At 66.9% G+C, this 18,509-nt stretch carries 18 protein-coding genes; 16 read left to right on the forward strand and 2 right to left on the reverse strand.

What is annotated here, in order from left to right; all coding sequences use genetic code 11:
• The 7 genes from nosZ to Q0O97_RS09055 form a co-directional block, all read left to right on the forward strand.
• The coding region (nosZ, locus tag Q0O97_RS09025; protein ID WP_294927676.1) for a TAT-dependent nitrous-oxide reductase at positions 1-1,438 on the forward strand (1,438 nt) is incomplete at its 5' end.
• A gap of 3 nt (positions 1,439-1,441) precedes the next feature.
• Complete coding sequence (locus Q0O97_RS09030; RefSeq protein ID WP_294927679.1) at positions 1,442-2,770, forward strand: nitrous oxide reductase family maturation protein NosD; 1,329 nt, start codon at positions 1,442-1,444, stop codon at positions 2,768-2,770.
• A complete protein-coding gene (locus Q0O97_RS09035; protein ID WP_294927850.1) occupies positions 2,736-3,635 on the forward strand; it encodes an ABC transporter ATP-binding protein in 900 nt (299 codons plus the stop codon). Before Q0O97_RS09030 ends, Q0O97_RS09035 begins: the two co-directional genes overlap by 35 nt.
• Complete coding sequence (locus tag Q0O97_RS09040; RefSeq protein ID WP_294927682.1) at positions 3,632-4,453, forward strand: ABC transporter permease subunit; 822 nt, start codon at positions 3,632-3,634, stop codon at positions 4,451-4,453. The genes Q0O97_RS09035 and Q0O97_RS09040 overlap by 4 nt, the downstream gene beginning before the upstream one ends.
• Positions 4,450-5,016 (forward strand): nitrous oxide reductase accessory protein NosL, encoded by a 567-nt coding sequence (locus Q0O97_RS09045; RefSeq protein WP_294927685.1) that lies wholly within the window; start codon positions 4,450-4,452, stop codon positions 5,014-5,016. The genes Q0O97_RS09040 and Q0O97_RS09045 overlap by 4 nt, the downstream gene beginning before the upstream one ends.
• 4 nt (positions 5,017-5,020) lie before the next feature.
• A complete protein-coding gene (locus Q0O97_RS09050; RefSeq protein WP_294927687.1) occupies positions 5,021-5,935 on the forward strand; it encodes an FAD:protein FMN transferase in 915 nt (304 codons plus the stop codon).
• 64 nt (positions 5,936-5,999) lie between these two features.
• Positions 6,000-7,229: an aromatic amino acid transport family protein gene (locus Q0O97_RS09055; protein ID WP_294927690.1), complete on the forward strand. Its 1,230-nt coding sequence runs from the start codon at positions 6,000-6,002 to the stop codon at positions 7,227-7,229.
• Positions 7,230-7,388: 159 nt separating this feature from the next.
• Here Q0O97_RS09055 and Q0O97_RS09060 read toward each other — a convergent pair whose 3' ends face one another.
• Positions 7,389-8,648: a replication-associated recombination protein A gene (locus Q0O97_RS09060; RefSeq protein WP_294927693.1), complete on the reverse strand. Its 1,260-nt coding sequence runs from the start codon at positions 8,646-8,648 to the stop codon at positions 7,389-7,391.
• A gap of 109 nt (positions 8,649-8,757) precedes the next feature.
• Between Q0O97_RS09060 and Q0O97_RS09065 the strand changes: the two genes are divergently transcribed.
• The 3 genes from Q0O97_RS09065 to Q0O97_RS09075 all read left to right on the forward strand — a co-directional run bounded on the left by Q0O97_RS09065 (position 8,758) and on the right by Q0O97_RS09075 (position 12,008).
• Complete coding sequence (locus Q0O97_RS09065; RefSeq protein WP_294927696.1) at positions 8,758-10,068, forward strand: ferredoxin reductase family protein; 1,311 nt, start codon at positions 8,758-8,760, stop codon at positions 10,066-10,068.
• A 179-nt stretch (positions 10,069-10,247) separates the two neighbouring features.
• Positions 10,248-10,946 (forward strand): GntR family transcriptional regulator, encoded by a 699-nt coding sequence (locus Q0O97_RS09070; protein WP_294927699.1) that lies wholly within the window; start codon positions 10,248-10,250, stop codon positions 10,944-10,946.
• A gap of 99 nt (positions 10,947-11,045) precedes the next feature.
• Positions 11,046-12,008 (forward strand): dihydrodipicolinate synthase family protein, encoded by a 963-nt coding sequence (locus Q0O97_RS09075; protein WP_294927702.1) that lies wholly within the window; start codon positions 11,046-11,048, stop codon positions 12,006-12,008.
• A gap of 46 nt (positions 12,009-12,054) precedes the next feature.
• Here Q0O97_RS09075 and Q0O97_RS09080 read toward each other — a convergent pair whose 3' ends face one another.
• A complete protein-coding gene (locus Q0O97_RS09080; RefSeq protein WP_294927704.1) occupies positions 12,055-13,086 on the reverse strand; it encodes an Ldh family oxidoreductase in 1,032 nt (343 codons plus the stop codon).
• Between the two features lie 201 nt (positions 13,087-13,287).
• Between Q0O97_RS09080 and Q0O97_RS09085 the strand changes: the two genes are divergently transcribed.
• The 6 genes from Q0O97_RS09085 to Q0O97_RS09110 are packed head-to-tail and all read left to right on the forward strand — an operon-like array spanning position 13,288 to position 18,423.
• Positions 13,288-14,088 carry a transporter substrate-binding domain-containing protein gene (locus Q0O97_RS09085; RefSeq protein WP_294927706.1) on the forward strand — a complete coding sequence of 267 codons (801 nt, stop codon included), beginning with the start codon at positions 13,288-13,290 and terminating at the stop codon, positions 14,086-14,088.
• A gap of 58 nt (positions 14,089-14,146) precedes the next feature.
• A complete protein-coding gene (locus Q0O97_RS09090; protein ID WP_294927709.1) occupies positions 14,147-14,812 on the forward strand; it encodes an amino acid ABC transporter permease in 666 nt (221 codons plus the stop codon).
• A 9-nt stretch (positions 14,813-14,821) separates the two neighbouring features.
• Positions 14,822-15,475 (forward strand): amino acid ABC transporter permease, encoded by a 654-nt coding sequence (locus tag Q0O97_RS09095; protein WP_294927712.1) that lies wholly within the window; start codon positions 14,822-14,824, stop codon positions 15,473-15,475.
• Positions 15,468-16,193 carry an amino acid ABC transporter ATP-binding protein gene (locus Q0O97_RS09100; protein WP_294927714.1) on the forward strand — a complete coding sequence of 242 codons (726 nt, stop codon included), beginning with the start codon at positions 15,468-15,470 and terminating at the stop codon, positions 16,191-16,193. The genes Q0O97_RS09095 and Q0O97_RS09100 overlap by 8 nt, the downstream gene beginning before the upstream one ends.
• Positions 16,190-17,422, forward strand: coding sequence for an FAD-dependent oxidoreductase (locus Q0O97_RS09105; RefSeq protein WP_294927717.1), 1,233 nt, complete (start codon positions 16,190-16,192; stop codon positions 17,420-17,422). The genes Q0O97_RS09100 and Q0O97_RS09105 overlap by 4 nt, the downstream gene beginning before the upstream one ends.
• Complete coding sequence (locus Q0O97_RS09110; protein ID WP_294927720.1) at positions 17,419-18,423, forward strand: 4-hydroxyproline epimerase; 1,005 nt, start codon at positions 17,419-17,421, stop codon at positions 18,421-18,423. The genes Q0O97_RS09105 and Q0O97_RS09110 overlap by 4 nt, the downstream gene beginning before the upstream one ends.
• Positions 18,424-18,509: the final 86 nt, after the last annotated feature.

Below are 18,509 nucleotides of genomic sequence, written 5' to 3' on the forward strand. Positions count from 1 at the left end.
CGACGTGATGAAATGCGACGCCATCCTGGAAATCCCGAACGCCAAGGGCATCCACGGGCTGCGCCCGCAGAAATGGCCGCGCACCGATTACATCTTCTGCAACGGCGAGGACGAGGCACCGCTGATCAACGACGGCTCGACGATGGAGGACCTGTCCACCTACGTCAACATCTTCACCGCCGTCGCCGCCGATGCGATGGAAGTGGCGTGGCAGGTGAAGGTTTCGGGCAACCTCGACAACTGCGACGCGGATTATGAAGGCAAATGGGCCTTCTCGACCAGCTACAACTCGGAAATGGGCATGACGCTGGCCGAGATGACCGAGGCCGAGATGGACCACGTCGTCGTCTTCAACATCGCCGAGATCGAGCGCGCCATCGAGGCCGGGGAATACGAGGAAATCAACGGCTGCAAGGTCGTGGACGGGCGCAAGGAAGCGAATAGCAAGTTCACCCGCTATATCCCCATCGCCAACAACCCGCACGGCTGCAACATGGCGCCGGACCGCAAGCACCTGTGCGTCGCGGGCAAGCTGTCGCCGACCGTGACCGTGCTGGACGTGACGAAATTCGACGCGATCTTCGACGAGGATGCCGATCCGCGCAGCGCCGTGGTGGCCGAGCCTGAACTGGGCCTCGGGCCGCTTCACACCGCCTTCGACGGGCGGGGCAACGCCTATACCTCGCTGTTCCTGGACAGCCAGGTGGTCAAGTGGAACATCGAGGACGCGATCCGCGCCTATAACGGTGAATCCGTCGATCCGATCAAGGACAAGATCGACGTCCATTATCAGCCCGGCCACCTGAAAACGGTGATGGGCGAGACGCTGGACGCCAAGAACGACTGGCTGGTCTGCCTGTGCAAGTTCTCGAAGGACCGTTTCCTGAACACCGGCCCGCTGAAGGCGGAAAACGACCAGTTGATCGACATCTCGGGCGACCGGATGGTGCTGGTCCACGACGGCCCGACCTTTGCCGAACCCCATGACGCGATCGCGGTCGATCCCTCGATCATGGACATCAAGTCGGTCTGGGAACGCGATGACCCGATGTGGGCCGAAACCCGCGCGCAGGCCGAGGCCGACGGCGTCGATATCGACGAATGGGCCGAAGAGGTGATCCGCGACGAAAGCGACCCGACCAAGGTGCGCGTCTACATGTCCAGCGTGGCGCCGAACTTCAGCCTCGAAACCTTCGAGGTGAACGAGGGCGACGAGGTGACGGTGATCGTCACCAACCTGGACGAGATCGACGACCTGACCCACGGCTTCACGATGGGCGATCACGGCGTCGCGATGGAGGTCGGGCCGCGCCAGACCGCATCCGTCACCTTCGTCGCCGCGAAACCGGGGGTCTACTGGTATTATTGCCAGTGGTTCTGCCACGCGCTGCACATGGAAATGCGCGGCCGCATGTTCGTGCGCCCGAAGGAAGCCTGAGCCATGCGCCTGTTGCCCGCCCTGATGCTGCTGATCCTGTCCCTTCCGCTTGCGGCGGAGGAAATCCGGGTCGTGCCGGGGGCGGGCACGCTTGCCGATGCCATCGCCGGGGCCGCACCCGGCGATGTGCTGCACCTGCAAGGCGGGGCCTATCCCGGCCCCGTCACCATCGACCGCCCCCTGACCATCACCGGCCCGCGCGAGGCGGTGGTGGACGGCGAAGGCCAGGGCACCGTCATCACCATCGAGGCGCCGGGCGTCACGCTGACGGGTTTCACCGTCACCGGATCGGGCCACCGGAACGAGGACCTCGACGCCGGGGTCAAGATCCTGCGCGAGGCACACCGAGCCCGGATCGAGGGGCTGCTTGTCACCGGCAACATGCACGGCATCGACATCCACGGCGGCCACGATGCCCGCGTCATCGGCAATGAGATCATCGGCACCCGAAACCCGCGCATGAACGAACGCGGCAACGGCGTCTATGTCTGGAACAGCCCCGGCGCGCTGGTTCAGGGCAACCTGATCCGCTACGGCCGCGACGGGATCTTTTCCAACACCAGCAAGGACAGCACCTATCGCGGCAATACCTTCCTGGACCTGCGTTTCGCCGTGCATTTCATGTATACCCACCGCACCGAGGTGACGGGCAACATATCCATCGGCAACCATCTGGGCTTTGCCATCATGAACTCGGACCGGGCGGTGGTGCGCGACAATATCAGCCTTGGCGACCGCGAACACGGGGTCATGCTGAACTATACCAACAACTCCGACATCGCGGGCAATCTGGTGCGCGGCGGCACGAAGAAATGCCTCTTCATCTACAACGCCCACAAGAACCTGATCTGGGATAACCGCTTTCAGGATTGCGGCATCGGCATCCATTTCACCGCCGGGTCGGAACGCAACGTGCTGACCGGCAACGCCTTCATCGCCAACCGCGAGCAGGTGAAATACGTCGGCACCCGCCACATGGAATGGAGCCATGAGGGGCGCGGCAATTTCTGGTCCGACCATCCGGCGTTCGACCTGAACGGCGACGGGGTGGCCGACAGCTTCTATCGCCCCAACGACCTGATGGACCAGATCCTGTGGTCGCAGCCCGCCGCCGCCCTGCTGACCGGCAGCCCCGCCGTCCAGCTTGTCCGCTGGAGCCAGTCCAGCTTTCCCGCGACCCTGCCCGGCGGCGTGCGCGACTCTGCCCCCCTGATGCGCCCATTGACGATTGCGGTGCCCGGTGACGCCCTGCCGCTCGAGGCAGCCGCCGCCGGACGCTGGACCCAAGGAAACCATGATGACATCGACCCTGAAAATCTCGGCGCTCACTAAACGCTTCGGCCCGGTCGAGGCGCTGCGCGAGGTCTCGCTGGACCTTGCGCCGGGGATGCGCGCGGCGCTTCTGGGCCATAACGGCGCGGGCAAATCGACGATGATGAAGATCATCCTCGGGCTGATCCCTTTCGATGCGGGCGGGGTTCAGGTCTGCGGCGCGGCCCCCGGCTCGCCGCAGGCGCGGGCGCGCGTGGCCTATCTGCCCGAAAACGTCGCCTTCCATCCGGCCCTGACGGGCGAGGAACAGATCCGCCAATACCTGTCCCTGCGCGGCGAAAATCCGCGCCAGGCGCCCGACCTGCTGGCACGGGTCGGGCTGGCCGATGCGCGGGCCCGCCGGATCGGCACCTATTCCAAGGGGATGCGCCAGCGCGTCGGCCTTGCCCAGACCCTGATCGGACGCCCGCAACTGCTGGTGCTGGACGAGCCGACCTCGGGGCTGGACCCGGTGTCGCGGCGCGATTTCTACGAATTGCTGGACGGGCTGGCGGCGGATGGCGCCTCGATCCTGCTGTCCAGCCATGTGCTGACCGAGGTCGAGGCGCGCACCGACCGCATCCTGATCCTGTCCGGCGGGCGGCTGGTGGCCGAGGGCACGCTGCCCGACCTGCGCGCCCGCGCCGCCCTGCCGGTCGCGCTGACGATCCGCCCCGCAGCGGGGGCCGATGCCGCGCTGGCCACGGCCCTGCCGCAGGCCGCGCGGGGGCCGGACGGGCTGCTGCGCCTGACCTGCACGCAGGATGAAAAGCTGCCGCTGCTGGCGCGGATCACCGCATTGGGCGGGCAGGTCGCCGATCTGGACGTGATCCCGCCCAGCCTCGAAGACATCTACAGCCATTTCAGCAAAAGGGACGGGCAATGAGCCGCATCCTCGCCATCGCGGGCGCCGAGTTCCGCATCGCGCTCCGCAACCGCTGGGTCGCCATCGCCACGCTGATGATGGTGCTTTTCGCGCTGGTGCTGGCCGCCGCAGGGGCCGCGCCGACCGGCGATATCGGCGCCGACCGGCTGTCGGTCACGGTCGCCTCGCTGACCTCGCTTTCGGTCTATCTGGTGCCGCTGCTGGCCCTGCTGATGAGCTTCGACGCCCTTGCCGGAGAGGTCGAGCGCGGCACCCTGCCCCTGCTGCTGACCTATCCGATCTCGCGCTTGCAGATCCTGCTGGGCAAGCTGATCGCGCATCTGGCGATCCTCGCGCTGGCCTGCGGGCTTGGCTATGGCGCGGCGGCGGGGCTGGCGCTGTGGTCCGATCCGGGGGCGCTCGCGGGGCTGGCCTCGCTGTGGCGGCTGGTCTGGTCCTCGGTCGTGCTGGGGGCGACCTTCCTTGGCGCGGGCTATGCGCTGTCTGCGCTGTCGCGGCGACCCTCGGGGGCTGCGGGGCTGGCGATCGGGCTGTGGCTGGGCGTCGTCGTGCTTTACGACCTGGCGCTCTTGGCGCTGATCGTGTCGGACGGGGGCGGCGCACTGACCACCCGCGCCCTGCCCGTCGCCCTGCTGGCCAATCCCGCCGACGCCTTCCGCCTGTTCAACCTTGCCGCGGCCGAGGCCGTCGCCGCGGCGGGCGGCATCAACAGCGCGGCGGGGGCGATTCCGCTGTGGCAATCCGCCGCCTCGATCCTTCTCTGGCCGCTGGCGGGCATCCTGCTGGCATGGGCCGCCTTCCGAAAGGTCACGCCATGAAAACCGCGCCGCTTCTGCTGATCGCCCTGCTGGCCCTTGCCGCCTGCCGTCAGGACGAGGTCGCGCAGGACACCACCCCGCAGGAAATGACCGCCGAAACGCTGGGCCATTATTGCCAGATGAACCTGCTGGAACATCCCGGCCCCAAGGCGCAGGTCCATCTGGAAGGGATGCCGCCGCTGTTCTTCAGCCAGGTCCGCGACGCCATCGCCTATGCGCGCGGACCCGAACAGGTCGCCCCGATCCTTGCCATCCACGTCAACGACATGGGGGCTGCGGGCGCAAGCTGGGACGAACCGGGCGAAGGCAACTGGATTGTGGCCGACGACGCCTTCTTCGTCCTGGGTTCCGCGCGCGAGGGCGGCATGGGCGCGCCCGAGACCGTGCCCTTTTCCAGCCTTGAGGCCGCCGAAACCTTCGCCGCGCGCGAGGGCGGGCAGATCCTGCCGCTGGCCCGGATCACCGACGACATGGTGCTGACCCCGGTCGAGACCGGCGATCCCGGCGAGAACGACGACGATTATCTGCGCCGCCTGCGCGCCCTGACCCCATCGGAAAGCTAGACCCATGCGCCTGACCCGCCGCCGCCTGATCGCCATTTCCGCCGCTGCCGCTTTCCTGCCCGCCGTGGCCCGCGCCCGCCCGCCTGCTCGGGTCTGGACCGGGCAGGCGTTGGGGGCGCGCGCCTCGATCCGCCTGGACCACCCCGACGCCCTCGCCATCGCCGCCCGCGCGCTGGCCGAGATCGAGCGGCTGGAGGGCATCCTCAGCCTCTATCGCGCGGACAGCGCGCTTTCGCGGCTGAACCGCGACGGGCGGCTGGCCGCGCCGCCGTTCGAACTGCTGGAATGCCTGTCCATCTGCGCCGCCGTCCACCGCGCCAGCACCGGGCGCTTCGATCCCACGGTCCAGCCGCTGTGGCAGCTATGGGCCGAGGCCGCCATCGCGGGCCGCCGCCCCGGCGATGCGCAGATCGAGACGGTCCTTCGACGCACCGGCTGGGGTGGCGTGACCATCGGCGCGGATGCGATCACCCTGCGTCCCGGCATGGCGCTGACGCTGAACGGCGTCGGTCAGGGCTATGTCGCCGACCGCATCGCCCTGCTGCTGGAAGCCGAGGGGCTGACCGATATCCTGATCGACACGGGCGAGTTCCGCGCGCTTGGCGGCCAACCCGGCGGCGGGGCATGGCCGGTGAAACTGGCGGCGGGCGGATCGGTCGGGCTGCGCCAGCGCGCGTTGGCGACATCCGCCCCGCTTGGCACCTGCTTCGATGCGCAGGGGCGCGACGGCCATATCCTCGACCCCCGCAGCGGTCGGCCCGTGCGGGCGGGCTGGCGCGAGATCACCGTCTCGGCCCCTTCCGCCGGGCTGGCCGACGCGCTGACCACCGCCGCCTGCGCGATGCCGGACGAGGCGGGGCTGCGCGCCATGATCGCGGGCTTTGACGGGGCAAGGCTCGAGGCCGCCCACCGCGCCTGACCCCTTCCCCCGGCGCCGCGCACCATCCTATGATCGCAACAAGGGGACATGAGAGAGAAGAATCATGGATGACAAGCGGCTGGCGTGGACGCGCAACGATACGATCTGGATGCTCAGCCTGTTCGGCACCGCGGTCGGCGCGGGCATCCTGTTCCTGCCGATCAATGCCGGGATCGGGGGATTCTGGCCGCTGGTCGCGATGACCCTGCTGATCGGGCCGATGACCTACCTGTCCCATCGCGGGCTGGCGCGCTTCGTCTGTTCGGGCAGCCGCCCCGATGCCGACATCACCGAGGTCGTGGCCGAGCATTTCGGACCCCGCGCCGGGCAGTTCATCACCGTGCTGTATTTCCTGGCGATCTATCCCATCGTGCTGATCTACGGGGTCGGCATCACCAATACCGTCGGCAGCTTCATGGAAAACCAGATGGGCATGGCGCCGCCGCCGCGCTGGATCCTGTCGGGGGTGCTGATCGCGGCGATGATGGTGGTGATGATCGCGGGCGAAAGGATCATGCTGGTCGCGACGCAATGGCTGGTCTATCCGCTGGCCGCGATCCTGGTCTTTCTGTCGCTGTATCTGATCCCAAGCTGGAACCTGGCCGCGGTCAGGCAGTTCACGCCGATGGGCACGGCGCTGTCCACGATCTGGCTGACGCTGCCGGTGCTGATCTTTTCCTTCAACCATTCGCCCGCGATCTCGCAATTCTCGGTCGCGATGCGGCGCGATTACGGGGCGGACGGGCCGGCCAAGGCCGACCGGATCCTGCGCAACACCTCGGCCATGCTGGTCGGCTTCGTGATGCTGTTCGTCTTTTCCTGCGTGCTGTCGCTGACGCCCGAACAACTGGCCGAGGCCAAGGCGCAGAACCTGCCGGTGCTGTCCTACCTGGCCAATGCGCATGGCAGCAGCTTCGTTTCGATCTTCGGGCCGCTGATCGCCTTCGCCGCCATCGTCTCGTCCTTCTTCGGCCATTATCTTGGCGCGGCCGAGGGGCTGAAGGGCATCCTGCGCGGCAGGACCGGACGGGTGGCGGCAGGGCCGGGGTTGGACCGGATGATTGCGGTCTTCATCTTTCTGACCACCTGGGGGGTGGCGGTCGTCAACCCCTCGATCCTGGGGATGATCGAGACGCTGTCGGGTCCCGTCATCGCGGCCATCCTTTACCTGATGCCGATGTATGCGATCGGCAAGGTGCCCGCGCTGGCGCAATATCGCGGGGCGCTGTCGAATGTCTTCGTGACGGTTTCGGGGTTGGTCGCGGTCAGCGCGATCCTTTACCTGATGTTCTGACGGCGCGGCAAGGAAGGGGGGCGCTGCCCCCCATCCCCGTGCCGGGGATTCCCCCCGGGGTATTTGGATGATGAAGAATTTCCGGGCCGTTCGCGGATGAGGCCAGGCTGATCGTTGTCCCAAGCGGCCATCGCCGCCTGTGCGGACCGATGGCGGGGTTCAGCCATCCATGACCTTGCGCCAGTATTCGTCGGCGCGCTTTTCGAATGTGGCGGCGTCGCGGGCGTCGCTTTGGTAGAGCGTGCCGGGCGGGACCTGCGAATATTCCTGTTCGACCCAGCCGCGCGGGTCCTTGTGGGGCAGGCGGTAACCGGTATGGCCCAGGGCCTCGGCCCCCTTGTAATGCGCGTCCCGCAGGTGCAGCGGCACCGGGGCGGGCGGGGTCGAGGTGACCAGTTGCAGCGCCGCCGCGATGCCGCGCGAGGACGAGGCCGATTTCGGCGCCCGCGCGATATGCAGGGCCGCATGGGCCAGCACGATCTGCGCCTCGGGGTAGCCGATCCTTTCCACCGCCTGCGCCGCCGCCACTGCCGTCTGCAACGCGCTGTTGTCGGCCAGCCCGACATCCTCGGACGCATGGATCATGATGCGCCGGGCGATGAAGCGCGGATCCTCGCCTCCGTGGATCAGGCGGGCCAGCCAGTAGAGCGTCGCGTCAGGATCGGAACCCCGCATCGACTTGATGAAGGCCGAGACCACGTCATAATGCGCATCGCCCGAGCGGTCATGATTGATGGGGGCGCTGGCATAGGCTTCCTTGATCATCGCGTCCGTCACCGGGCCGTCATGGCCAAGCGCCAGGCTTTCCAGCGTGGTCAGCGCGCGGCGCGCATCGCCGCCGGATCGGCCCGCGACAAGGCGGACCTGTTCAGGCGTCATCGCCACCCCCGGCAGGTGGTCCAGCCCGCGCTGCACGACCTTTTCCATATCCTCGATGGACAGCGGTTCCAGCTTGAGGATGGTCGAGCGCGAGACCAGCGCGGGCGTCAGCACGTGATAGGGGTTGCCGGTGGTCGCGCCGATGAAATCGGCCGTGCCGTCCTCGCAGATCGCCAGCAGCTCGTCGGTCTGGGTCGCGGAAAACCGCTGCACCTCGTCCACGAAGATCAAGAGCGGGTTCATCCGCGCCTCATCCGCCAGCCTGCGCAGATCGGCGACCCCGGCGCGGGTGGCGTTCAGCGGGCGGAAGCCCTTGCCCAGCATGTTGCCCACCGCCCGCGCGATCGAGGTCTTGCCGATGCCCGGCGGGCCGTAGAGGATGACGCTGCCAAGCGCCCCCGCCGCGATCCGCCGCCGCAGGATCGAGCCGGGCGCGGTCAGCGCATCCTGCCCGATCACCTCGTCCAGCGTGGCGGGGCGCAAGGCCGCCGCCAGCGGCATCCGGCCCTTGCGCGGGGCGGCGTCGAAAAGATCGCTCATGCCGGTATCCTGATGTGCGTGTTTTGTTCCGGGTATCAGGAAGGCCGGATGCCTGCAAGGAACCCGCCGGCCCATCGCCGGTTGAGCCTGAGGCAACCGGCAAGGGGACATGACAGCACGCGCCATCCTGTGGGTTCTTTGCGCCTTCGCGGCGATGGCCTTGCCATTCGTCGTCCTGATGACGGGTGAGCGGGTGCCGGGCACCGGGCGGCTGCGCGATTTCTCGAAAGGGCTGGGGTTCGGCGCGCTGGCGGGTGCGGGGATGCAATTCGCCCTGACCGCGCGGTTCCGGCGCATGGCCCATCCCTTCGGGATCGACGTGATCTATCTGTTCCACCGCCATATGGCCTGGGGGATCGTCGCGCTGATGCTGGGCCATTTCGCGATCTTCTGGACCTGGTTTCCCGACGACCTGGGCGAGTTGAACCCCCTGACCGCGAGGTGGGAGCTGACGATGGGCCGCTTTGCGCTGCTGTGCTTTCTGGCGCTGGTCGTGACATCGGAACTGCGCAAGCGGCTGGGGATCGAATATGGCCGCTGGCGGCTGGTCCATGTCGCGCTGGCGGTCGCGGGCTTTGCCGCCGCCATCGCCCACGTCCTTGGCGTCGGTCATTTCACCGGCACGACCGACAAGCGGCTGGCGATGCTGGGCGTCACGGCGGGCTGGCTCTTGCTGCTGGCCTGGGTGCGGCTGGCCAAGCCGTGGTGGCAGCTTCGCAACCCGTGGCGCGTGACGGACAACACCGAGCGCGGCGGCGTCCATACGCTGGTGCTGGAACCGATGGGCCGGGGGCTGCGCCGCCGCAAGCCCGGCCAGTTCGCATGGCTGACCCTTGGCCATTCGCCCTTCGGCCTGCGCGAGCATCCCTTCACCATCTCGAACCCGCCCGAGGATGGCGCAAAAATCGCCATGTCGATCAAGCCCCTGGGCGACCAGACAAGGGAACTGGTCAAGACCCGCCCCGGCACGGTGGCGTGGCTGGACGGTCCCTATGGCGCCTTTTCCATCGACATGGAACCGCAGGCCGAGGGCTTCGTGATGATCGCGGGCGGGATCGGCATCACGCCGATGATCGCCAACCTGCGTTCGATGGCGGCGCGCGGGGACCGGCGCCCGGCGATCCTGATCTACGCCAACCCCGACCGGGAATCGGTCACCTTCCGCGAGGAACTGGACGACCTGTCCCGCCGCATGCCGCTGCGCGTGGTTCACGTGCTGGAGGATCCGCCCGAAGGCTGGCGGGGCGAATCCGGCCATATCGACAAGGATATGCTGGCCCGCCACCTGCCCCCGGACAGCCGCGACTGGCCGCATATGCTGTGCGGGCCGCTGCCGCTGACAGACGCGGCCAAGGCGGCGCTGCGTGATCTGGGCGTGCCGCTGCGCCGGATCGATTCCGAAATCTTCGACATGGTGTAGCCCGATGCGACCCGTCCTTGCCCCCATCCTCGCCGCCGCCCTGATCGCATGGGCGGGCGCGCTGGCGCTGGTCTTTGCCCTTGGCTGACGGCGCCTTCGCGAAGGATTGCCCCGGTCCCACACAAGACGTATTCATGTTGCCTACATTCTTTTTTCGGAAATTGGCAGGAGTTTCGTTGATGGCCGGCACCGACCCCCTACCCGAGCGCAGGCGCGGTTCCGGCGTCAAGCTGGTCTATGAACAGCTACGCGACGAAATCCTGGACCTGGCCCTGCCGCCGGGCTGCCCCATCGACGAGGTTCAACTGGCCGAGCGCTTCGGCATGTCGCGCACCCCCATCCGCGAGGCGCTGGTCCGCCTTGCCAGCGACGGGCTGGTCGAGACGCTGCCGAACCGCTCGACCCTGGTCGCGAATATCGACTTTCTGAACCTGCACACCTTTTTCGACGCGCTGACGCTGATGTATCGCGTGACGACCCGCCTTGCCGCAACATATCACCGCCCCGAGGACCTGGACATCATCCGCGCCCATCAGGCCCGGTTCGCGGCTGCGGTGGAAAGGCAAGACGCGCTGGCGATGATCGCGGCCAACCGCGACTTTCACGCCGCCATCGCCGAGGCCGGGCGCAATCCCTATTACACCGGCCTGTTCCTGCGCGTGCTGGACGAGGGGCGGCGGTTGCTGCGGCTTTACTACCAGTCCTTCGACGACCGGCTGCCGGTGGAATATGTCCATGAACACGAGGCGATGATCGCCGCCATCGCGGCCCGCGACACCGCCCTGTGCGACCGGCTGGCGAAATCCCATGCCGACCAGATCGTGCGGCAGATCCAGAACTTCCTGGCCCGCGACCAGAGGCAGAACCCCCCGCTCTAGCTGTCGCTTTATTGTCGACAAACAAAATGCAAGGTGTAGGATCGTGGTCGAGCGAATCAGCCGCGCCCGAAGCCGCGCGCCAGCAAGGAGCCATCGAAGATGAACACCCAGATCTTTACCGGCGTCATTCCCGCCCTGATGACGCCCTGCACCGCCGACCGGCAGCCCGATTACGACGCGCTGGTGCGCAAGGGGCGGGAACTGATCGCGGCGGGAATGTCGGCGGTGGTCTATTGCGGCTCGATGGGCGACTGGCCGCTGCTGACGGACGCACAGCGGATGATGGGCGTCGAGCGGCTGGTCGGGGCGGGCATCCCGGTGATCGTGGGCACCGGTGCGGTCAACCCGGCGCTTGCGGTCGCCCATGCCGCCCATGCGCAAAGGACCGGCGCGGCGGGGCTGATGGTCATCCCGCGGGTGCTGTCGCGCGGCGCGTCGGCCACGGCGCAGCGCCATCACTTCAAGGCAATCCTCGCCGCCGCCCCCGACCTGCCCGCCGTGATCTACAACAGCCCGCACTACGGGTTCGAGACGCGGGCCGACCTGTTCTTCGCCCTGCGCGCCGAACATCCCAACCTGATCGGCTTCAAGGAATTCGGCGGTGCCAAGGCGATGAGCTATGCCGCCGAACACATCACCAGCGCCGATGACGGCGTGATCCTGATGGCGGGCGTCGATACGGGCGTCTACCACGGCTATGTCAAATGCGGCGCGACGGGGACGATCACCGGCATCGGCAACGTCCTGCCGCGCGAGATCCTGCATTTCGTCGCGCTGGCCAAGGCGGCGGCGGCAGGAGACCCGGATGCCCGCCTGCGCGCGCAGGAACTGGGCGAGGCGCTGGAGGTCCTGTCCACCTGGGACGAAGGCACCGATCTGGTGCTGTATTACAAGCACATGATGGTCTTGCAGGGGAACCCGGAATATGCCCTGCATTTCAACGAAACGGACGAGTTGACCCCCAGCCAGCGGGGTTGGGCCGAAGCGCAGTTGCGCCAGTTCCAGAACTGGTATGCGCAATGGAGCAAGCAACCCGGCGCGGTCCGGACATACGCCGCCTGACGGGCGCGCCCGCAAGGCCCTTCCGAAACCGGAAGGGCCTTTTTAGTCACGCGATGGCGTCCAGCCCCAGATCGTGCCAGCGGTCAAGCTGGGCCAGTTCGGCCCCGGTCAGGACAATACCCTCGGCCAGCGCCTTTTGCCGGGCCGCGAAACGGCGTTGCGAGGGCAGCCGCGCGCCCTGCCCCTGGATCGCCTCGAACAGGGTTTCAGCCCGCGCGAAGGGATCGCCCTTGCGGCCTGCGGCGAATTTTTCGGGCGACAGCGCCAGGATCAATTCCCCATGCATCGGCGAAAGCGTGGTGGCGCCAAGGAAGTCCAGAACCTCGGGGCTGGTCAGGTCGCCGATCATGATCCCGGCCAGCAATTCGATCATCGTGCCGATGGCCGATCCCTTATGCCCGCCGAATGGCAGCATCGCGCCCGCCAGCGCGGCCTCGGGGTCGGTGGTGGGCCGGCCCGCGGCGTCGATCGCCCAGCCTTCGGGCAGCGGCTTGCCCGCGCGGCGATGCAGCTCGATCTCGCCCCGCGCGGCGACCGAAGTGGCAAAGTCGAAGACATAGGGCGGCGCATCGCGGCGCGGCCAGCCGAAGGCGAAAGGGTTGGTGCCCAGCAAGGGGCTTGTGCCGCCCGTCGGCACAACCGTCGCATAGCTGGGGCACATGACCAGCGCGGCAAGCCCGTGATCGGTCACCGCCTCGACCTCGGGCCAGAGGGCCGAGAAATGGGAACAGTCGTTGACCACCAGCGCCGCCAGCCCCAATTCCCTGGCGCGTTCGGCCAGCGCGGGCAGGCCAAGCTCGAATGCCGGGGTGGAAAAGCCGCCCCGCGCATTCACCCGCAGGATGGCGCTGCCGGTGCAGGGGTCCAGTTCCGGGATGGCGGTGCCGTCGGCCTTGCCGGCCCGCAGCGTGCGCAGGACCCCCTCGATCCGGTAGATGCCATGCGACTTGCAACCGTCCCGCTCTCCGGCCACGATCACGCGCGAAAGTGCGGCGGCCTGCACCGCATTCGTGCCTGCCCGCAGGAAGATTTCCTCGATCCGCCCGCGCAGGTCCTCGACCGTCAATCCGTGTTCCATGCTTTCCCTCCGAAGATGACCGGCTATCTGCATACATCAAATATGCAATAAGGGAAAGGCGGGCAGGCCGGGGGCGCGCTTCGGGCGATTTTTGTATAATCCTTGTATTATTAAATTGCTTTTGCGGAAAACTTCTGCGGATATTGAGCGATATGGAATCGGTCGTGAACAGACCGGCCACGACAACGACAGGAGAAGGTCATGAAGAAGCTCACCCTCACGCTCGGCCTGCTGGCATTCGCGGCCCCTTCATATGCGGACAAGCTTGACGACATCATCGCCTCGGGGACGCTGCGCTGCGCGGTGGTGCTGGACTTTCCGCCCATGGGGATGCGGGACGAAAGCAACAACCCCATCGGCTTCGACGTGGATTATTGCAACGATCTTGCCGCAGCGCTTGGCGTGAATGCCGAGATCGTCGAGACCCCCTTCCCCGAGCGTATCCCCGCGCTGATGTCGGGCCGCGTCGATGTCGGCGTCGCCTCGACCTCGGACACGCTGGAGCGCGCCAAGACGGTCGGCATGTCGATCCCCTATTACGCCTTTGAAAACGCGGTGACGGTGAACGACAATTCCGGCATCACCGATTGGGAAGGGATGCGCGGCAAGACCGTGGGCGCGACTGCGGGCACCTATGAGGCGATCTGGCTGGAAGGGCAGATCAACGAATGGGGCGAGGGCACCTTCCGCCCCTACCAGACGCAGGCCGACGTCTTTCTTGCGCTGAGCCAAGGCCAGCTTGACGCCACCGTTTCCACCGTCGAGGTGGCGAATGCCAATGTCGCCTCGGGCAATTTCCCCGGCATCTCGGTCGTGGACAAGGCGCCGATGGTGCCCGATTACGTCGCACTGTTCACGCTGCGCGAGGAATACGGGCTGATCAACTATCTCAACCTGTTCGTGAACCAGCAGGTCCGCACCGGCCGCTATGCCGAACTTTACGAAAAATGGATCGGCGAGGGCGAGCCTGCCGACCTGACCATCCCCGGCATCTACCGCTGAGGCGAACCCTTCCGGGGGCGGACGCGCGCCGCCCCCGGCTGCATTCAGGGGGGCGGTCATGTTCAACTATACCTTTCAATGGAAGCAGGCGATGGCCCGGCTTCCGCAAATGCTGGACGGCGCGCTGGTCACCATGCAGATCGCGCTGTTGTCGATGCTGCTGGGCATCCTGTTGGCCGTGGTGCTGACGATGTTCCGCCTGTCCGGCATCCGCGTGCTGGCGGGCTTCACGAAAACATGGGTCGAGATCGCCCGCAACACGCCCGCGCTGTTCCAGATCTACATGGCGCATTTCGGGGTGGCGAGCCTTGGGATCTATCTCAACCCCTTTCTGTCGCTGCTGGTCGGCATCACCTTCAACAACGCGGGTTACCTGGCCGAGAACTTCCGCGGCGCGCTCAAGGCGATCCCCGACACCCAGACCCGCGCCGCGCGCTCGCTTGGCCTTGGCGCGGTGGGGGCGTTCCGTCATGTCGTGCTGCCGCAGATGCTGCGGATTTCCTTCCTGCCGATGACGAACCAGATGGTCTGGGCGATCCTGATGACCTCGCTTGGCGTCACCGTGGGGATGAACACCGACCTTTACGGCGTCACGCAGGACCTGAACGCGCTGACCTTCCGCACGTTCGAACTGTTCGCCATCGCGGCGGTGATCTTCTACGTCATCACCAAGGTCATCACCCTTGGCGCGCGCCTGATCGCGGCGCGGCTGTTTCGCTACTAGGGGGCCGCCATGTTCGACACCGCCCTGACCGCCAACGACTTCATCTTCCTTGCCAAGGGGGCGTGGATGACGATCCTCGTCACCATCGTTTCCGTCATCGCGGGGACCGTGCTTGGGATCGTCTTCGGCACCTTCCGCTATCAGGTGGGGCCGATCTGGGCCGCGCCGCTGACCTTCGTGCTGGATATCTTCCGCTCGATCCCGCTCTTGATCCAGCTTGTGCTGGCCAACGCCTTCCTGGGCACGGTGCTGCGCCTGAACCTGAGCGGGCTGACCATCGCCTGCATCGTCCTGTCGATGTATTGCGCCGCCTATTGCGCCGAGATCGTGCGCGGCGGCATCGAGGCCGTCCCCACCACCACCCGCCGCGCCGCGCGCTCGCTTGGGCTGACATGGTGGCAGGACATGCGCGAAATCGTGCTGCCGCTGGCCACCCGCGTCGCCCTGCCGTCCTGGATCGGGCTGGCGCTTGGGGTGATGAAGGATTCCGCGCTGGTCTATGTCGTGCAGGTCACGGAACTGCTGCGCTCGACCCAGATCCTGATCACGCGCTTGCAGGAACCGCTGCTGCTGTTGATGATCTGCGGGGCGTTCTATTTCGTCATCTCGTTCCCGCTGGCGCGTTTCGGCGGATACCTTGAAAAACGGTGGTCCCATGATTGAGATCGAAAACGTCCGCAAATCCTTCGGCCCGCTGGAGGTGTTGAAAGGCATCGACCTGACCGTGCAGAATGGCGAGGTGCTGACGGTGATCGGCGGTTCGGGTTCGGGCAAATCGACGCTGCTGACCTGCATCAACGGGCTGGAGCCGATCGATTCGGGCCGCATCCTGATCGACGGGACCGAGGTTCACGCCAAGGGCACCGACCTGAACAAGCTGCGCCGCAAGGTCGGCATCGTCTTTCAGCAATGGAACGCCTTCCCGCATCTGACCGTGCTGGAAAACGTGACGCTGGCCCCGCGCAAGGTGCTGGGGATGGCGCGCGCGCAGGCCGAGGAAATCGCGGTCAGGCAACTCAACCACGTCGGCCTTGGCGACAAGCTGAAAACCTATCCCGGCAGGCTGTCGGGCGGGCAGCAGCAGCGCATGGCGATTGCCCGCGCGCTGGCCATGTCGCCCCGATACATGCTGTTCGACGAGGTGACATCGGCCCTTGACCCGCAACTGGTGGGCGAGGTTCTGGATACGCTGAAGATGCTGGCGCAGGAAGGCATGACCATGATCCTCGTCACCCACGAGATGGCCTTCGCCCGCGACGTGTCCGACCGCGTGGCCTTCTTCCATCAGGGCGTCATGGCCGAGATCGGCCCGCCCGCCCATATCTTCGGCGATCCGCAGCACCCCGAAACCCGCAAGTTCCTGTCGAGCAGCAGGCAATGACCCAGCGGGTCGTCGTCATCGGGGCGGGCGTGGTCGGGCTGTCCGTCGCGCTTGCCGCGCAGGCGCGCGGGCTGGACGTGACGGTGATCGACCGCGAAGGCCCTGCGGCGGGGGCGTCCACCGGCAACGCAGGCGCCTTCGCCTTCACCGACATCCTGCCGCTGGCCTCGCCCCGGATCATGCGGCAGGCGCCGAAATGGCTGCTGGACCCGCTTGGCCCCCTGTCCGTGCCGCCCGCCTACGCGCTGAAGATCGCGCCCTGGATGTGGCGCTTCTGGCGGGCGTGTTCGCCTGCCCGCGTCGCGGCCTCGACCACCGCGCAGACCGCGCTGATGGACCTGTCCAGGGCCGAGCTTGAGCCTTTCCTGACCGCGACCGGCACCCTGCCGATGCTGCGCCGCGAGGGCAATCTGCAAGTCTATGAATCGCAAGCCGAATTCGACGCCGCCCTGCCCGGCTGGCAGGCGCGCACGGACCACGGCATCGAATTTCAGCACATGACGCCGGAACAGATGGCCGAGGTCCAGCCCGGCCTCGCGCCGCGCTTCACGCATGGCACCTTTACCCCCGGTTGGTATTCCATCGCCGATCCGCGCGACTATACCCTTGCACTCGCCGACCGTTTCCGCGCGAACGGCGGCACCATCACCATTGCCGAGGCGACCGGGCTGACCCCCGACGGCGTGCTGACCGCGCAGGGCAAGCTGCCGGGCCGGGTCGTGCTGGCGGCGGGGGCGTTCTCGCACCTTCTGGCGCGCACGCTTGGCGTCCGCATTCCGCTGGAGACGGAACGGGGCTATAACACCACCCTGCCCTTGGATGCTTTTGAGTTGCGCACCCAGATCACCTTCGGCGGGCATGGCTTTGTCGTCACGCGGCTGAACTCGGGCATCCGCGTCGGGGGCGCGGTAGAACTGGGCGGGCTGGACCTGCCGCCGAACTATCGCCGCGCCGATGCGATGCTGCGCAAGGCCGCCACCTTCCTGCCGGGACTTAGGACCACGGGCGGGACGCAATGGATGGGCTTTCGCCCCTCGCTGCCCGACAGCCTGCCCGCCATCGGCCCGTTGCCCGGCCATCCCGGCGTGATCTGCGCCTTCGGCCACGGCCATCTGGGCCTGACCCAATCGCCCGGCACGGCGCGGCTGGTCGCCGACCTGCTGGCCGGTGGGCCCGTGCCCATCGACCTGACCCCCTTCGACCCCGCACGTTTCCAAAGGCGATCATGACGCAATACATCTTTCCCTGCATCGACGGTCATACCTGCGGCAATCCCGTCCGCCTCGTCACCGGCGGCGCGCCCCGGCTTGAGGGCGCGACCATGCTGGAAAAGCGCGCCCATTTCCTGCGCGACTTCGACTGGATCCGCACCGGGCTGATGTATGAGCCGCGCGGGCATGACATGATGTCGGGCGCGATCCTCTACCCGCCGACCCGCCCCGATTGCGATGTGGCGGTGCTGTATATCGAGACCTCGGGCTGCCTGCCGATGTGCGGCCACGGCACCATCGGCACGATCACGATGGGGATCGAGAACGGGTTGATCGTCCCGCGCGAACCGGGCCGCCTGTCCATCGAGACCCCGGCGGGCAAGGTCGATATCGAATATCGCCAGGAAGGCCGCTACGTCGAGGAGGTCCGGCTGACCAACGTCCCCGGCTTCCTTTACGCCGAGGGGCTGACGGCCGACGTCGAGGGTCTGGGCGAGATCGTCGTGGACGTGGCTTACGGCGGCAATTTCTACGCCATCGTGGAACCGCAGCGGAATTTCCGCGACATGGCCGATTTCACCGCAAGCGAACTGGTCGGCTACAGTCCCCGGCTGCGCGCCGCGCTGAATGCCAAATACGAGTTCGCCCATCCCGAACATCCCGCGATCACCGGGCTTTCGCATATCCTGTGGACCGGCGCGCCGACCGTGCCCGGCGCGCACGCCCGCAACGCGGTGTTTTACGGCGAAAAGGCCATCGACCGCAGCCCCTGCGGCACCGGCACCTCGGCCCGGATGGCGCAGCTTGCCGCCAGAGGCAGGCTGGCGGTGGGGGATGAGTTCCACCACGAATCCATCATCGGCAGTATCTTCAAGGGCCGCGTCGAGGCCGCGACGAGTGTGGCGGGCCGCGATGCCATCATCCCGTCCATCGCCGGATGGGCGCGCCAGACGGGGCTGAACACGATCTACATCGACACCGAACGCGACCCCTTCGCGCATGGGTTCGTCGTGCGATGAGCGCGCCTGAGGTAAATCGTGCGATGAGCGCGCTTGAGGGAATTCGTGCGATGACGATACGCTACCCCTGCGCGCACCGTTATACC

The organism is uncultured Paracoccus sp. (assembly GCF_945915435.1).
In the GTDB taxonomy this organism is placed as follows: Bacteria; Pseudomonadota; Alphaproteobacteria; order Rhodobacterales; family Rhodobacteraceae; genus Paracoccus.

Bases quoted from the DNA above. Each gene is read 5' to 3' on its own strand.
- Q0O97_RS09030 (WP_294927679.1), top strand. From the start codon at position 1,442: ATGCGCCTGTTGCCCGCCCTGATGCTGCTGATCCTGTCCCTTCCGCTT.
- Q0O97_RS09035 (WP_294927850.1), top strand. From the start codon at position 2,736: ATGACATCGACCCTGAAAATCTCGGCGCTCACTAAACGCTTCGGCCCG.
- Q0O97_RS09040 (WP_294927682.1), top strand. From the start codon at position 3,632: ATGAGCCGCATCCTCGCCATCGCGGGCGCCGAGTTCCGCATCGCGCTC.
- Q0O97_RS09045 (WP_294927685.1), top strand. From the start codon at position 4,450: ATGAAAACCGCGCCGCTTCTGCTGATCGCCCTGCTGGCCCTTGCCGCC.
- Q0O97_RS09050 (WP_294927687.1), top strand. From the start codon at position 5,021: ATGCGCCTGACCCGCCGCCGCCTGATCGCCATTTCCGCCGCTGCCGCT.
- Q0O97_RS09055 (WP_294927690.1), top strand. From the start codon at position 6,000: ATGGATGACAAGCGGCTGGCGTGGACGCGCAACGATACGATCTGGATG.
- Q0O97_RS09060 (WP_294927693.1), bottom strand. From the start codon at position 8,648: ATGAGCGATCTTTTCGACGCCGCCCCGCGCAAGGGCCGGATGCCGCTG.
- Q0O97_RS09065 (WP_294927696.1), top strand. From the start codon at position 8,758: ATGACAGCACGCGCCATCCTGTGGGTTCTTTGCGCCTTCGCGGCGATG.
- Q0O97_RS09070 (WP_294927699.1), top strand. From the start codon at position 10,248: ATGGCCGGCACCGACCCCCTACCCGAGCGCAGGCGCGGTTCCGGCGTC.
- Q0O97_RS09075 (WP_294927702.1), top strand. From the start codon at position 11,046: ATGAACACCCAGATCTTTACCGGCGTCATTCCCGCCCTGATGACGCCC.
- Q0O97_RS09080 (WP_294927704.1), bottom strand. From the start codon at position 13,086: ATGGAACACGGATTGACGGTCGAGGACCTGCGCGGGCGGATCGAGGAA.
- Q0O97_RS09085 (WP_294927706.1), top strand. From the start codon at position 13,288: ATGAAGAAGCTCACCCTCACGCTCGGCCTGCTGGCATTCGCGGCCCCT.
- Q0O97_RS09090 (WP_294927709.1), top strand. From the start codon at position 14,147: ATGTTCAACTATACCTTTCAATGGAAGCAGGCGATGGCCCGGCTTCCG.
- Q0O97_RS09095 (WP_294927712.1), top strand. From the start codon at position 14,822: ATGTTCGACACCGCCCTGACCGCCAACGACTTCATCTTCCTTGCCAAG.
- Q0O97_RS09100 (WP_294927714.1), top strand. From the start codon at position 15,468: ATGATTGAGATCGAAAACGTCCGCAAATCCTTCGGCCCGCTGGAGGTG.
- Q0O97_RS09105 (WP_294927717.1), top strand. From the start codon at position 16,190: ATGACCCAGCGGGTCGTCGTCATCGGGGCGGGCGTGGTCGGGCTGTCC.
- Q0O97_RS09110 (WP_294927720.1), top strand. From the start codon at position 17,419: ATGACGCAATACATCTTTCCCTGCATCGACGGTCATACCTGCGGCAAT.